Source organism: Streptomyces sp. NBC_00435 (assembly GCF_036014235.1).
GTDB lineage: Bacteria > Actinomycetota > Actinomycetes > Streptomycetales > Streptomycetaceae > Streptomyces.
The window spans coordinates 4,235,140-4,249,045 of the sequence record NZ_CP107924.1; the positions used below are offsets into that span (position 1 = coordinate 4,235,140).

A 13,906-nucleotide genomic window follows, 5' to 3' on the forward strand; every position below is an offset into this window, starting at 1 on the left:
CGGTCGGCCTGGGGACGATGAGGTGGGGTTTCGATGAACGCGCCGTACGAAGGTGACCGGGCGCAGGGCACTGGCGGGCCCGCGCCCTCCCAGGGCACTGCCCCCGGCGCCCCGGTCCCGGGACAGGTTCCCGCGCCCGCACCCGCACCGGACCACGACCCCTATGTCCAGGACGCCTACGCCCACGACCCGTACCGGTCGCAGGACCTGTCCGCCCAGGACCCGGTGGCGGAAGTCCTCTACGACCGGGCCTCTCACCCGCCGCCGCCCCCCGGCACCTTCCAGGAGCCCGGCCCGCTCTACGCGGCCCCGCCGGCCCCCTCCTACGCCCCGGATCCGCGGGTCTGGGCCCAGACCCCGCCGCCGGAGCCGGACGGCCCCTCCCGGCACCTGCCGTACGGGGACCACGCGACCACCACCCAGTTCGTCGGCGTGGACTCCCTCGTCACCCAGGCCGCCGACGAGGAGCCCCGGCCCGACGCCTTCGCGCACCTCTACCGGGACCAGGACGCGGCTCCCCGTACCCCCGCCGAGGACGCCCCCGTCGCCGCCCCGGCGCCGAGCAAGCCCGCCGGGCGCGCGTCCAGCCTGCTCAAGTCGAGCGCCCTGATGGCCGCCGGCACGATCGTCTCCCGCATCACCGGCTTCATGCGGACCCTGGTGATCGCCGGTGCCATCGGCGTCGCCACCCTCAACGACAGCTACCAGGTCGCCAACACCCTGCCCACGATGATCTACGTCCTGGTCGGCGGCGGCGCCCTCAACGCGGTCTTCATCCCGCAGCTGGTGCGCGCGATGAAGAACGACGAGGACGGGGGAGAGGCGTACGCCAACCGCCTGCTGACCCTCGTCATGGTCCTGCTGGGCGCCGTCACCACCATCTGCGTGCTCGCGGCCCCGCTGTTCATCGGCATGATGTCGCAGAAGATCGCCAACGATCCGCAGCGGCTGGACGTCGCCGTCGCCTTCGCCCACTACTGCCTGCCCACCATGTTCTTCATGGGTGTGCACGTGGTCCTCGGTCAGATCCTCAACGCCCGCGGCCGGTTCGGCGCCATGATGTGGACCCCGGTCCTCAACAACATCGTCGTCATCACCACCTTCGGCGCCTTCATCTGGGCGTTCGGCGGGTTCACCACCACGGGCGTCACCGAGGCCGGCATCACCCCCGAAGGCGTCCGCCTGCTGGGCCTGGGCACCCTGCTCGGCCTCGTCGTCCAGTCCCTGGCGATGATTCCCTACCTGCGCGAGGCCGGCTTCAAGCCGCGCCTGCGGTTCGACTGGAAGGGCCACGGCCTCGGCAAGGCCGCCGGTCTGGCCAAGTGGACGTTCTTCTTCGTCCTCGCCAACCAGCTCGGCCTGATCGTCGTCACCCAGCTCGCCACCTGGGCGGGCGAGGTGGCCGACAAGCAGGGCCACGGCGGTACCGGCATCACCGGCTACAACTACGCCCTGCTCCTCTGGCAGATGCCGCAGGCCATCATCACCGTCTCCGTCATGACCGCGGTCCTGCCGCGCATCTCCCGCTCCGCCCACGACGGCGACGCCGCCGCCGTCCGTGACGACATCTCCTACGGACTGCGCACCTCCGCCGTCGCGATCGTGCCGTGCGCCTTCGCGTTCCTCGCGCTGGGCGTCCCCATGGCCGGCCTGCTCTACGCCGGATCCGGCGCGCAGAGCGCCCAGAACATCGGATTCATCCTGATGGCCTTCGGCCTCGGGCTGATCCCGTACTCCGTCCAGTACGTGGTCCTGCGCGGCTTCTACGCCTACGAGGACACCCGGACGCCCTTCTACAACACGGTCATCGTCGCCGCCGTCAACGCGAGCGTTTCCGCGGTCGCCTTCTTCGTCCTCCCCGCCCGCTGGGCCGTCGTCGGCATGGCCGCCGCCTACGGCCTCGGCTACGCGGTCGGCGTCGGAGTCGCCTGGCGCCGCCTGCGCACCCGCCTCGGCGGCGACCTGGACGGGGCGCACGTGATGCGCACCTACACCCGGCTCATCGGTGCCTGCGTCCCGGCCGCCGCCGTGGCCGGCGCCGTCGCCTTCGCGGTCCTGCACTACCTCGGCAGCGGAGCGGCCGGTTCCCTCACCGCGCTGGTGGCCGGAGGCATCGCCCTGGCGGCGGTGTTCCTCATCGCCGCCAAGCGGATGCGCATCGAAGAACTCAACGCCATGGTCGGGATGGTCCGCGGACGCCTGGGACGCTGATGGCCGCACCCGCGGAGCAATCCACCGCCCAGGGCGTGTCGTGCAGATCGGTGGACTGTGGGCACAATTGGCTTGGCTTCGCAGACTGGCCGACAGCGCGCAACGGATGGGGAGGCGGGGACGACGGTGGCGGAACGTAGCACGGCTGCCGTCGACGTGGCCGACAACAGTGGCGACGAGCCGCTGGCCGCGGAGACGGCCCAGGCAACGGCCGACGGGGTGGATGCCCAGAACGGACAAGCCTCGGACGGGACGATGCCCGAGAAGGACGCCGATCGCAGGAACGCGGCCCCGGCGGCCGCACCCGAGCTGCACAGCGGCCACAAGCTGGCCAGACGCTACCGGCTCGAAGAGTGCGTCACCCGTGTGGACGGATTCAGCAGCTGGCGTGCGATGGACGAGAAGCTGCGCCGGGCCGTCGGCGTCCACCTGCTGCCCGCCGACCACGCCCGGGCCCGCGCCGTCCTGGCCGCCGCCCGCTCCTCGGCCCTGCTCGGTGACCCCCGGTTCGTCCAGGTCCTCGACGCCGTGGAGGAGAACGACCTCGTCTACGTCGTCCACGAATGGCTCCCCGACGCCACGGAGCTCACCGCGGTCCTCGCCGCGGGCCCCATGGAACCGCACGAGGCCTACCAGCTCGTCAGCCAGGTCTCCCAGGCCATGGCCGCGGCGCACCGCGAGGGTCTGGCACACCTGCGACTGACCCCCAGCGCCATACTGCGCACCTCCTCGGGCCAGTACCGCATCCGGGGCCTCGCCGTGAACGCCGCGCTGCGCGGCATCACCAGCGAGACCCCGCAGCGCGCCGACACCGAGGCCATCGGTGCCCTCCTGTACGCCTCGCTGACCCAGCGCTGGCCCTACGAGAACGACGCCTACGGCCTCACGGGCCTGCCCAAGGGCGTCGGCCTGATCGCCCCCGACCAGGTCCGCGCCGGCGTGCACCGGGGTCTCGGCGAGCTCGCCATGCGTGCCCTGGCCAACGACGGGGCCACCGCCTCGCGGCAGGAGCCCGCCTGCACCACCCCCGAGGAGCTCTCCAAGGCCGTGGCCGCGATGCCCCGCATCCGGCCGCCGGAGCCCACCTTCACGGCACCTCCGGAGTACCAGCACACCACCTACCAGCAGGGCAGCTACGGCAGGACCACGTCACCCGGCCTGCCCACCGCGCAGGTCCTGACCGTCGTCCCCCCGCCCGCTCCCCTGCAGAGCCGTACCGGCCGCGCCCTCAAGTGGGGTGTCGCGGCCCTGCTGATCGCCGCCCTCGGCCTCGGCAGCTGGCAGCTCGCCGACAGCCTGCTGGACCGGCGCAACCCGGGCAGCAGCGGTGGCAGCCAGAGCACCCACCCGAAGGCCGACGATGCTCCGGAGAAGAAGGAACCGACCCTTCTGACCATCGCGGACGCCCGCGAGTACTACCCCGACAACAATCCCCAGGACCTCGAAGGCGCCAAGAGCACCTTCGACAAGGACGTCACCACCTACTGGCACACCAAGTCCTACCTCGACGGCCCCGACATGAAGGCGGAGTTCAAGGCGGGCGTCGGCATCGTCTACGATCTCGGCTCGGAGCAGGCGGTCAACGGCGGCTCGATAGCGCTGAAGTACGCCGGCGACCACACCACCGCCACGCTCTACGCGGCACCTTCCATGTCCTCGTCGAACCCGGTCGCCTCGATGCGGAAGATCGCCACCAAGACGACCTCGGACAGCAATCTCGAACTCAGCTCCGAGACGCCGGTCAGCACGCGCTACGTCCTCGTGTGGATCACCGCGATGCCGGAATCGGGCACCGACGTGTTCAGCGGGCCCGGGTTCAAGCAGGCCATCACGGATGTGAAGTTCACGGGCTGACGGACAGCAGGGGGAGGGCTCACCGTTGGACGAAGCCACACCCGGCGGCCGCAGCGACCAGGAACTCCTGTCGCTGCACGCCGCCGGAGATCCGGATGCCTTCGGTGAGCTCGTCCGCCGGCACCGTGACCGACTGTGGGCCGTGGCCCTGCGCACCCTCGGCGACCGCGAGGAGGCCGCCGACGCCGTGCAGGACGCTCTCGTCTCCGCCTACCGGGCCGCGCACACCTTCCGCGGCGAATCCGCCGTCACCACCTGGCTCCACCGCATCACCGTGAACGCCTGCCTGGACCGCGCGCGCAAGGCCGCCTCACGCAGGACGTCCCCGCTCGCCGACACGGACCGCCTGGAGCGCCTCCTGGAGCCCCACGAGTCCGCCGAGGCCCCCGCGGAGCGCCAGGACCTCCACCGGCAGCTCCTGGCGGCCCTGAGCACCCTCCCGGCCGAACAGCGGGCGGCCCTCGTCCTCGTCGACATGCAGGGCTACCCCGTCGCCGAGGCCGCCCGCATGCTCGACGTACCCACCGGCACCGTGAAGAGCCGCTGCGCCCGGGGCAGAGCGAAACTCGTCCCACTCCTCACTCATCTGCGCGCACATACCGGGGATAACACCGACACCGAGCGGGGAAGGAACCGGACACCGGGGACAACCGTCCCACCAGCGGCAGACCGCGGGGACCCAGCCCCGGACCCCAATGCAGTGAAGGGCGGAGGTGGACGAGCGTGAGCCCCACGACCGGCACGATCGGGCACCCCGACGTCTCGGAGATCTCCGAGCTGGCGGAAGGCCTCCTTTCCCCGTCGCGCACGGTGGAGGTCCGCCGCCATCTCGGCGACTGCCCCCTCTGCGCCGACGTACGCGCCTCCCTGGAGGAGATCCGGGCCCTGCTCGGCACCCTTCCGGGGCCTGCCCGGATGCCCGCCGACATTTCCGGCCGGATCGACGCCGCCCTCGCCGCCGAAGCGCTCCTCGACGCCACCACCCCGCACGAGGGGACCGGGACCACCCGGCCCTCCCGGCTGGCCGGCGGGGGACCCGGTCCCGAGGTTTCACGTGAAACACCGCCCGCCCCGACTACCGGAACCGGCGCCCTGCGGCCCTCCGGTCACCCGGCCGGCCCAACGGGCCCCGGCCGGCGTCGTGCCCGCCGCCGGATCGCCGTCGCGGGCGGGCTGCTCGCGGCATGTGCCGTCGGCGTCGGCATCCTGGTGACCGGCCTGATCTCCGGCACCCGCCCCGGGCAGGACATGTCCGCGCACAAGGACCCCGTCACCGCCCTGAGCCGGCCCGGCGGGCACACCTACACCGCCCAGGGGCTACCCGGCACCGTACGAGAGCTCCTCGCACCCACCGACAAGGGGGACAAGTCAGCACGGGAGCCGAACGACACCCTCGGGGTGGAGAACACCACCACGGCTGCCCCCGGCGTCGCCCCGGCCGACGGCGAGGCCCCCCAGGCCCCGGCCTGCGTCCAGGAAGCCACCGGCCGCACCGAGAGCCCCCTGGCCTTCGAACGCGGCACGTACGAGGGACGGGACGCCTTCCTCGTGGTCCTGCCACACCACGGCGACCCCGCCGTCGTGGACGCCTACCTCGTCGCCGCCACCTGCGTCACCAACCCCTCGGCTCCTCCCGGGAAGCCTCTGCTGACCAGCAGCTACCCCCGGAGCTGAGGAAGCGCCGGGCTCGGGGTGAAAGCTCGGGAATGCATGCGCCGTAGGATCCGTTGGGTGGGGTGAGAGTCCACACCGGCCCCCCGGTAGGCAGCAGGCAGTCCGTAGAGACGAGGAAGTAACCCGTGAGCGACGTACGAAACGTGATCATCATCGGCTCCGGGCCGGCCGGGTACACCGCCGCCCTGTACACCGCACGCGCTTCGCTCAAGCCCCTGGTCTTCGAAGGCGCCGTCACCGCTGGTGGCGCGCTGATGAACACCACCGAGGTCGAGAACTTCCCCGGTTTCCAGGACGGCATCATGGGTCCGGACCTCATGGACAACATGCGCGGCCAGGCCGAGCGCTTCGGCGCCGAGCTCGTTCCGGACGACATCGTCGCCGTGGACCTCACCGGTGAGATCAAGACCGTCACCGACACCGCCGGCACCGTGCACCGCGCCAAGGCCGTGATCGTGACCACCGGTTCGCAGCACCGCAAGCTCGGCCTGCCCAACGAGGACGCCCTCTCCGGCCGCGGCGTCTCCTGGTGCGCCACCTGCGACGGCTTCTTCTTCAAGGACCACGACATCGCCGTGGTCGGCGGCGGCGACACCGCGATCGAGGAGGCCACCTTCCTCTCCCGGTTCGCCAAGTCCGTCACGATCGTCCACCGCCGCGACTCCCTGCGCGCCTCCAAGGCCATGCAGGACCGCGCGTTCGCCGACCCGAAGATCAAGTTCGCTTGGGACAGCGAGGTCGCCGAGATCCACGGCGACCCGAAGCTCACCGGGCTCACCCTGCGCAACACCAAGACCGGTGAGACCTCCGAACTGCCCGTGACCGGCCTCTTCATCGCCGTCGGCCACGACCCGCGCACCGAGCTGTTCAAGGACCAGCTCGACCTCGACGCGGAGGGCTACCTCAAGGTCGACGCCCCCTCCACCCGCACCAGCCTCACCGGTGTGTTCGGTGCCGGAGACGTCGTCGACCACACCTACCGTCAGGCCATCACCGCCGCGGGCACCGGTTGCTCCGCGGCCCTCGACGCCGAACGCTTCCTCGCCGCCCTCGCGGACGCCGAGAAGGCACACGCGTCGGTCTGACACCCTCAAGCAGCACCACACCCCACTCCCCGCAGGAAAAGAAGGAGGCCGTTGTGGCCGGCACCCTCAAGAACGTGACCGACGCGAGCTTCAACGCCGACGTCCTCGAGAACGACAAGCCCGTCCTGGTGGACTTCTGGGCTGCATGGTGCGGTCCGTGCCGCCAGATCGCCCCGTCCCTCGAGGCCATCGCCGCCGAGTTCGGCGACCAGATCGAAATCGTCAAGCTCAACATCGACGAGAACCCTGAGACGGCCGCCAAGTACGGCGTCATGTCCATCCCGACCCTGAACGTCTACCAGGGTGGCGAGGTCGCCAAGACCATCGTCGGCGCCAAGCCCAAGGCCGCCATCCTGCGCGACCTCTCGGACTTCGTCGAGGTCAAGACCGCCTGACGCGAGCGCGTACAGCGACATTGAGAACGGGGCCGCCCCTGCCAGGGGCGGCCCCGTTCTCGTACGGCACCCGCTGCGGCCGCCTCACAGCGGACGCAGCGCCGGTTCCTTACGAGCCGCTCCCAGCAGCCGGTCCAGGGCCAGCTCCACGTCTTCCTTCCACGACAGCGTGGACCGCAGCTCCAACCGCAGCCGAGGCCGCGCAGGATGCGGGCGAACGGTCTTGAAGCCCACGGCCAGCAGATGGTCCGCCGGCAGCAGACAGGCCGGGCCTTCCCACCGGGCGTCGCCGAACGCCTCGATCGCCCTGAACCCCCTGCGCAGCAAGTCCTTCGCCACCGTCTGGACCATCACCCGCCCCAGACCCTGCCCCTGATAGCCCGGCATGATCCATGCTGTGATGAGCTGAACGGCGTCCGGCGACACCGGACTCGTCGGGAACGCCGTCGCACGCGGTACGTACGCCGGCGGGGCGTAGAGAACGAACCCCACGGGCACCTCGTCCACATAGACCACGCGGCCGCACGAGCCCCACTCCAGCAGGACGGCGGAGATCCACGCCTCCTTCTCCTGGGCAGGAGTCCCCGCCTTCACAGCAGCCTCGCCGCTGACAGGATCAAGCTCCCAGAAGACACAGGACCGGCAACGCCGGGGCAGGTCTTGAAGGTTGTCCAGCGTGAGCGGTACCAGCCGACGACCCATGACCGCATCGTATCCACAGCTCGAATCACCCGAAACCGCAACAAGGCAAAGGGGCGGATCACGCCGGTTCCCACCGGCACGACCCGCCCCCAGCCTGTGGACTACTCCCCGGAAGCTCCCTGGTCCAGCACGCGGCCCTCACCCGGCGCAAGCGTGCCCAGAATCCGCTCCAGATCCTCCATCGACGCGAACTCGACGGTGATCTTGCCCCTCTTCTGGCCCAGATCCACCTTCACCCGCGTCTCGAACCGGTCCGACAGCCGCGTCGCCAGCTCGTTCAGCGCCGGGGAGACCCGCGCACCCGCCCGCGGACCCTTCGGCTTCACCGCGCTCGGGGACTCCGACCCCATCAGCGCCACGATCTCTTCGACCGCACGCACCGAGAGACCCTCGGCCACGATCCGGTGCGCCAGCCGGTCCTGCTCCTCGGAGCTGTCCACCGAGAGCAGTGCCCGGGCGTGCCCCGCCGACAGCACACCCGCCGCCACCCGCCGCTGCACAGGCGGGGAGAGCTTCAGCAGGCGCAGCGTGTTCGAGACCTGAGGACGTGAACGACCGATCCGGTCCGCCAGCTGATCGTGCGTGCAGTTGAAGTCCTGGAGCAGCTGGTCGTACGCGGCTGCCTCCTCCAGCGGGTTCAACTGAGCCCGGTGCAGGTTCTCCAGCAGCGCGTCCAGCAGCAGCTTCTCGTCGTCCGTGGCACGGATGATGGCCGGGATACGGTCCAGACCGGCCTCCCGGCACGCCCGCCATCGCCGCTCACCCATGATCAGCTCGTAGCGGCCGGGGCCCGACTGCCGCACCACCACCGGCTGGAGCAGACCCACCTCCTGGATGGAGGTCACCAGCTCGGCCAGCGCGTCCTCGTCGAACACCTCACGCGGCTGACGCGGGTTCGGCGTGATCGAGTCCATCGGGAGCTCCGCGAACGTGGCACCCGCCACCTCGCCGGCCTCCGGAGCCACGACCGGGTCCGGCTCTCGCACAGCCTCGAGCACCGGTGATGTTTCACGTGAAACATCGGCCTGCGCCAGCGAAGCCAGCCTCGCCGCCGCGATACCCCGCTCCGAGGGCAGTACCGGCACGGCCGACGGGGACGTCGACCCAGCCCCGATCACCGGCGGCGTCTTCTCCTGAGGAGCCGCGGGAATCAGCGCGCCGAGCCCCCGCCCCAGACCCCTACGTCGCTCACTCACTGGATCCCCTCCGCCACACTCTGCGTGTTGTTCATGCCGGCACTCAGATGAGAGTGCTGGGCTTCGTAGTGGATTCCGGCCCCGCGCAGCGCGATCTCCCGCGCCGCCTCCAGGTAGGAGAGGGACCCACTGGAACCCGGGTCATAAGTCAGCACCGTCTGCCCGTAGCTCGGGGCCTCGGAGATACGAACCGACCGCGGGATGCTCGTGCGCAGCACCTCCTTGCCGAAGTGGGTGCGCACCTCCTCCGCCACCTGCGAGGCCAGCCGGGTCCTGCCGTCGTACATCGTCAGCAGGATCGTCGACACGTGCAGCGTGGGGTTCAGATGGGCCCGCACCAGGTCGACGTTGCGGAGCAGCTGTCCCAGCCCCTCCAGCGCGTAGTACTCGCACTGGATCGGGATCAGTACCTCAGCGCCCGCGACCAGGGCGTTCACCGTCAGCAGGCCCAGCGAGGGCGGGCAGTCGATCAGGATGTAGTCGAGCGGCTGCTCGTACGCCTGGATGGCCCGCTGGAGGCGGCTCTCCCGCGCCACGAGGGAGACCAGCTCGATCTCCGCTCCGGCCAGGTCGATCGTGGCCGGAGCACAGAACAGCCCCTCCACATCGACCACCGGCTGCACGACCTCCATCAGCGGACGGCTGTCCACGAGCACGTCGTAGATGGACGGCACATCCGCGTGATGGTCGATGCCCAGCGCTGTGGAGGCGTTGCCCTGCGGGTCGAGGTCGACCACCAGGACCCGCGCGCCGTGCAGCGCCAGTGAGGCGGCCAGGTTCACGGTCGACGTGGTCTTGCCCACGCCGCCCTTCTGGTTGGCCACCACCATGATCCGGGTCTGCGGGGGCCTGGGCAGGCCTTCACCCGCACGCCCCAGTGCCTCGACCGCGATCTGGGCCGCGCGGCCGATGGGTGTGTCTTCGTTGTCCACTAGCGGCGGGGCCGATGTTTCACGTGAAACATCCTCACCCGGCGATTCAGAGCGGGGACCGGGGACCGGATCGGCCATCGGCCCCGCGAGGTTGGCGTCTGACCGCACGGTGTCACTCTCCTCGGCATCAGGCTCGCGATGAACAGAGCCTGCCATGGGACCGGGGTTGCGAACCAGCGGGGCCCGTACTCCTGTGGATGAATCCACTGATGTGGACAACTCCGTCCCCCCTTCGCCCTTGCGGAGACGAGGGGACGTGGCCGCACGACCGCGGCTGATGATTCCGTGCAGCAGAGAGCGACGTTTCACGTGAAACACGATGCCCGGACGGAGTCATCCGGCCGCTACGACACTCCGAAATCCATACCTATAGGGCTCAACGCACCGACAACATCCCTACAAGCACCGGCAGGCAAAGGCGCAGCGAAGGGGTCAGCGACGGCGGCGGGTACGGCTCACCCGGGCGGCCTTGGCCCGCTTGGCCGCGAACCTCACCCCACCAGGACTCTCGCCGACCTCGACCCGCACCACCGTCGACAGCGGGTCCACAACACCCTCACCGACGTGCAGCACCGAGGTCTTCACCACACCGAGCTTGGTCAGCGCGGCCTTGGCCGCCACCAGCTCCTCGTCAGCGGTGTCACCCTTCAGCGCCAGCATCTCGCCGTAGGGACGCAGCAGGGGCACACCCCACCCGGCGAGCCGGTCCAGCGGGGCCACCGCGCGCGCCGTCACCACGTGCACCGGCTGGAGCTTGCCGAGGACTTCCTCGGCCCGCCCGCGCACCACCGTCACATGGTCGAGGCCCAGCAGCTCCACGACTTCCTGGAGGAAGTTCGTACGTCGCAGCAGCGGTTCCAGCAGCGTGATCTTGAGGTCCCGGCGCACCAGGGCCAGCGGAATACCGGGGAGACCGGCGCCCGAACCCACGTCGCACACGGTGACGCCCTCGGGCACCACCTCCGAGAGCACGGCACAGTTCAGCAGGTGCCGCTCCCACAGCCGCGGCACCTCGCGCGGCCCGATCAGGCCCCGCTTGACCCCCGCGTCCGCCAGCAGCTCCGCGTACCGCACCGCTTCCGGGAAATACTCACCGAACACCGCGCGCGCCTCTTCAGGTGCCGGGGGCGCTTCTTCGGGAATCGGGGGAAGCTCAGCTGCCTCCGTCACGGGGACCGTCCTTCCGTACCGCATGGTTGTGGCCTTGCCGTCCCGCGGGCCACGTTGTCACTGCCAGGCTGACAAACATCGGCCCCGCCTGCGAGACAGACGGGGCCGAGCACTCAGGCTTCCGGTCAGGCCGGGAGCACGACGACGAAGCGCTGCGGCTCCTCGCCCTCGGACTCGCTCCGCAGACCGGCGGCCGCCACGGCGTCGTGGACGACCTTCCGCTCGAAGGGGGTCATCGGATCCAGCTTCAGGGCCTCACCGGACGCCTTCACGTCCGCCGAGGCCTGGGCGCCGAGCGCCGTCAGCTCCTCGCGCTTCTTCGCACGGAACCCGCCGATGTCCAGCATCAGCCGGCTGCGGTCACCGGTCTCGCGGTGCACGGCGAGGCGGGTGAGCTCCTGCAGAGCCTCCAGCACCTCTCCGTCGCGGCCCACGAGCTTCTGCAGGTCACGTGCGGATTCGCTGACGATGGAGACAGAGGCGCGGTCCGCCTCGACGTCCATGTCGATGTCGCCGTCCAGGTCGGCGATGTCCAGCAGACCCTCAAGGTAGTCGGCCGCGATCTCACCCTCCTGCTCCAGGCGGGTCAGGGTGTCGCCACTCTCAGCGGCGGCGGTGGTGGTGCCTTCCGTCACGGGAGGGACTCCTTCTTACTTCTTGGAAGAGGGCTTGCTGGGGGGAGTCTGACGCTGCGACTTCGACTGCCGCTTGGGCTGCTGCCGCTTCTGGGCACCGCCACCGCCGGCCGCATCGGAGTCGACGGTCGCTTCGACGCTCTTGGTCACGGAGCCGTCCGCCTGAGCGGCCATACCCTGCTTGGTGAGCGACGTGATGAACTTGCGCTCGTTGTCGTTGCGGTCCGGTCCCTTGGCCACGATCGCCGCGACGATCTTCTTCTTCCCACGGCCCTTGAGCTCACCGTGCGAGGAGACGTGCTTCAGCAGGCGCGTCAGGTACTGGTCCTGGGCCTTGCTTCCGGGTGTCGGGTTCTGGTTGATCACGTACATCTGCTGACCCATGGTCCACAGGTTCGTGGTCAGCCAGTAGACGAGCACACCCACGGGGAAGTTGATACCCATGAAGGCGAAGATCAGGGGGAAGACGTACATCAGCATCTTCTGCTGCTGCATGAACGGCGTCTTGACCGACAGGTCGACGTTCTTCTGCATCAGCTGACGCTGGGTGTAGAACTGCGACAGCGACATCATGACGATCATGACTGCGGTGACGACACGCACGTCGGTGATCGTGGCGCCGAGAGCGGCGACCTTGTCGGGGCTGTCCATGAACTTGGAAGCCAGCGGGGCACCAAAGATGTGCGCCTTACGGGCACTCTCCAGCAGCGGGCCGTCGATCTCACCGATCGGCTTGCCGTTGGCGATGCCGGCGAGCACGTGGTAGAGCGCGAAGAAGAACGGGGACTGCGCCAGGATGGGAAGGCACGAGGAGAGCGGGTTGGTACCCGTCTCCTTGTACAGCTTCATCATCTCTTCGGACTGGCGCTGCTTGTCGTTCTTGTAGCGCTCCTGGATCGCCTTCATCTTCGGCTGGATCGCCTGCATGCCCCGCGTCGCCTTGATCTGCTTCACGAAGAGCGGGATCAGACAGATACGGATCAAGATCACCAGGGAGACGATGGACAGGCCCCAGGCCCATCCACTGTCCGCGCCGAAAATGCCGCCGTACAGCTTGTGGAACTGAACGATGATCCACGAGACGGGCGTGGTAATAAAGCTGAACAGACTGGCAATCGTGTCCACTAATCAGGCTCCTTGAGCATTGCGAGATCTACGCAACGCACTGCGCAGCTGCTCGTGCCAACGCGGGCGTTTCCGGGGTGGGACATGATCCACACCGCCCGGGGACCACGGATTGCACCGCAGGATCCGCCAGGCGGTCAGGGCAGTCCCCTTCACCGCACCATGCCGGTCGATGGCCGTGTACCCGTAGTGCGAACACGAGGGGTAGTAGCGGCACACCGGCCCGAGTAGCGGACTGATGGTCCACTGGTACAGCTTGATCAATGCGAGCAGCGGGTACTTCATCGAGCCACGCCTCCCAAGAGCCGCAGCAGTGCGGAATCGAGGTCCCGGGCCAGCTCGTCGAGACCGGCATCACCCGCTCCGGGCAGAGCCCGTACCACCATCAGGCTACCGTCGGGCAACTGAGACAGCCGCTCGCGGACGAGATGGCGCAAACGGCGCTTGACCCGGTTGCGTACGACGGCGATGCCGACAGCTTTGCTGACGACGAAACCCGCACGCGTCGAGGGATCGATCTCCCCCGGCTCGTGCGGGTCCGTTGCACCGCTTGTACGTAGGTGGACGACGAGGAGCGGGCGACCAGCCCGACGACCTCGACGTACCGCGCTCGCGAAGTCCTCGCGCCGCCTCAGCCGATTTTCGGGAGACAGCACGACGTCACGATCCGCCCGTCAGTTACGCGGAAAGGGCGGCGCGGCCCTTGCCACGACGGTTCGCGAGGATCGCGCGACCGGCACGGGTACGCATCCGGAGACGGAAGCCGTGGGTCTTGGCACGACGGCGGTTGTTCGGCTGGAAGGTGCGCTTGCTCACTCGGGGGCTCCAGAGAATAAATCGTTGTGGCGGGACATCGCCTGGCTGTCACCGTGCGCCCACGAGGAGAAAACTCGCGTGTTCGCCCGAGTGGCACCGCAAAACGATCAC

15 protein-coding genes are annotated in these 13,906 nt (G+C 69.4%); 6 read left to right on the forward strand and 9 right to left on the reverse strand.

What is annotated here, in order from left to right; genetic code table 11:
- Nucleotides 1-33 precede the first annotated feature (33 nt).
- From murJ to trxA, 6 genes are all read left to right on the forward strand, one after another.
- Nucleotides 34-2,211, forward strand: a complete 2,178-nt coding sequence (gene murJ / locus OG389_RS19410) for a murein biosynthesis integral membrane protein MurJ (RefSeq protein ID WP_328299730.1) — start codon at nt 34-36, stop codon at nt 2,209-2,211.
- A gap of 126 nt (nt 2,212-2,337) precedes the next feature.
- The gene (locus OG389_RS19415) at nt 2,338-4,065 is read left to right on the forward strand and encodes a protein kinase family protein (protein WP_328299731.1); all 1,728 of its coding nucleotides are present in this window, start codon (nt 2,338-2,340) and stop codon (nt 4,063-4,065) included.
- Nucleotides 4,066-4,090: 25 nt separating this feature from the next.
- On the forward strand, nt 4,091-4,792 hold the full coding sequence (sigM, locus tag OG389_RS19420) for an RNA polymerase sigma factor SigM (RefSeq protein ID WP_328299732.1): 702 nt from the start codon (nt 4,091-4,093) through the stop codon (nt 4,790-4,792).
- Nucleotides 4,789-5,739 (forward strand): anti-sigma factor family protein, encoded by a 951-nt coding sequence (locus tag OG389_RS19425; protein WP_328299733.1) that lies wholly within the window; start codon nt 4,789-4,791, stop codon nt 5,737-5,739. The genes sigM and OG389_RS19425 overlap by 4 nt, the downstream gene beginning before the upstream one ends.
- Nucleotides 5,740-5,864: 125 nt before the next feature.
- On the forward strand, nt 5,865-6,824 hold the full coding sequence (gene trxB, locus OG389_RS19430; RefSeq protein WP_328299734.1) for a thioredoxin-disulfide reductase: 960 nt from the start codon (nt 5,865-5,867) through the stop codon (nt 6,822-6,824).
- Nucleotides 6,825-6,877: 53 nt separating this feature from the next.
- Complete coding sequence (gene trxA, locus OG389_RS19435) at nt 6,878-7,219, forward strand: thioredoxin (RefSeq protein ID WP_328299735.1); 342 nt, start codon at nt 6,878-6,880, stop codon at nt 7,217-7,219.
- A gap of 84 nt (nt 7,220-7,303) precedes the next feature.
- Here trxA and OG389_RS19440 read toward each other — a convergent pair whose 3' ends face one another.
- From OG389_RS19440 to rpmH, 9 genes are all read right to left on the reverse strand, one after another.
- On the reverse strand, nt 7,304-7,921 hold the full coding sequence (locus OG389_RS19440) for a GNAT family N-acetyltransferase (protein ID WP_328299736.1): 618 nt from the start codon (nt 7,919-7,921) through the stop codon (nt 7,304-7,306).
- Between the two features lie 101 nt (nt 7,922-8,022).
- Nucleotides 8,023-9,117, reverse strand: coding sequence for a ParB/RepB/Spo0J family partition protein (locus OG389_RS19445; protein ID WP_328299737.1), 1,095 nt, complete (start codon nt 9,115-9,117; stop codon nt 8,023-8,025).
- Complete coding sequence (locus OG389_RS19450; RefSeq protein ID WP_328299738.1) at nt 9,114-10,205, reverse strand: ParA family protein; 1,092 nt, start codon at nt 10,203-10,205, stop codon at nt 9,114-9,116. The genes OG389_RS19445 and OG389_RS19450 overlap by 4 nt, the downstream gene beginning before the upstream one ends.
- Nucleotides 10,206-10,481: 276 nt before the next feature.
- Complete coding sequence (gene rsmG, locus OG389_RS19455) at nt 10,482-11,243, reverse strand: 16S rRNA (guanine(527)-N(7))-methyltransferase RsmG (protein WP_328299739.1); 762 nt, start codon at nt 11,241-11,243, stop codon at nt 10,482-10,484.
- Between the two features lie 101 nt (nt 11,244-11,344).
- Nucleotides 11,345-11,854 (reverse strand): Jag family protein, encoded by a 510-nt coding sequence (locus OG389_RS19460; protein ID WP_328299740.1) that lies wholly within the window; start codon nt 11,852-11,854, stop codon nt 11,345-11,347.
- A gap of 15 nt (nt 11,855-11,869) precedes the next feature.
- Nucleotides 11,870-12,979, reverse strand: a complete 1,110-nt coding sequence (gene yidC / locus OG389_RS19465; protein WP_328299741.1) for a membrane protein insertase YidC — start codon at nt 12,977-12,979, stop codon at nt 11,870-11,872.
- Between the two features lie 3 nt (nt 12,980-12,982).
- Nucleotides 12,983-13,264, reverse strand: coding sequence for a membrane protein insertion efficiency factor YidD (gene yidD, locus OG389_RS19470; protein ID WP_076043740.1), 282 nt, complete (start codon nt 13,262-13,264; stop codon nt 12,983-12,985).
- Nucleotides 13,261-13,635: a ribonuclease P protein component gene (rnpA, locus tag OG389_RS19475; RefSeq protein ID WP_328299742.1), complete on the reverse strand. Its 375-nt coding sequence runs from the start codon at nt 13,633-13,635 to the stop codon at nt 13,261-13,263. Before rnpA ends, yidD begins: the two co-directional genes overlap by 4 nt.
- 22 nt (nt 13,636-13,657) lie before the next feature.
- A complete protein-coding gene (rpmH, locus tag OG389_RS19480; protein ID WP_008741645.1) occupies nt 13,658-13,795 on the reverse strand; it encodes a 50S ribosomal protein L34 in 138 nt (45 codons plus the stop codon).
- Nucleotides 13,796-13,906 lie beyond the last annotated feature (111 nt).

Excerpts from the sequence above, each read along its gene's own strand:
- murJ (WP_328299730.1), top strand. The coding sequence starts at position 34 with ATGAACGCGCCGTACGAAGGTGACCGGGCGCAGGGCACTGGCGGGCCC.
- OG389_RS19440 (WP_328299736.1), bottom strand. The coding sequence starts at position 7,921 with ATGGGTCGTCGGCTGGTACCGCTCACGCTGGACAACCTTCAAGACCTG.
- rsmG (WP_328299739.1), bottom strand. The coding sequence starts at position 11,243 with ATGCGGTACGGAAGGACGGTCCCCGTGACGGAGGCAGCTGAGCTTCCC.
- OG389_RS19450 (WP_328299738.1), bottom strand. The coding sequence starts at position 10,205 with ATGGCAGGCTCTGTTCATCGCGAGCCTGATGCCGAGGAGAGTGACACC.
- yidD (WP_076043740.1), bottom strand. The coding sequence starts at position 13,264 with ATGAAGTACCCGCTGCTCGCATTGATCAAGCTGTACCAGTGGACCATC.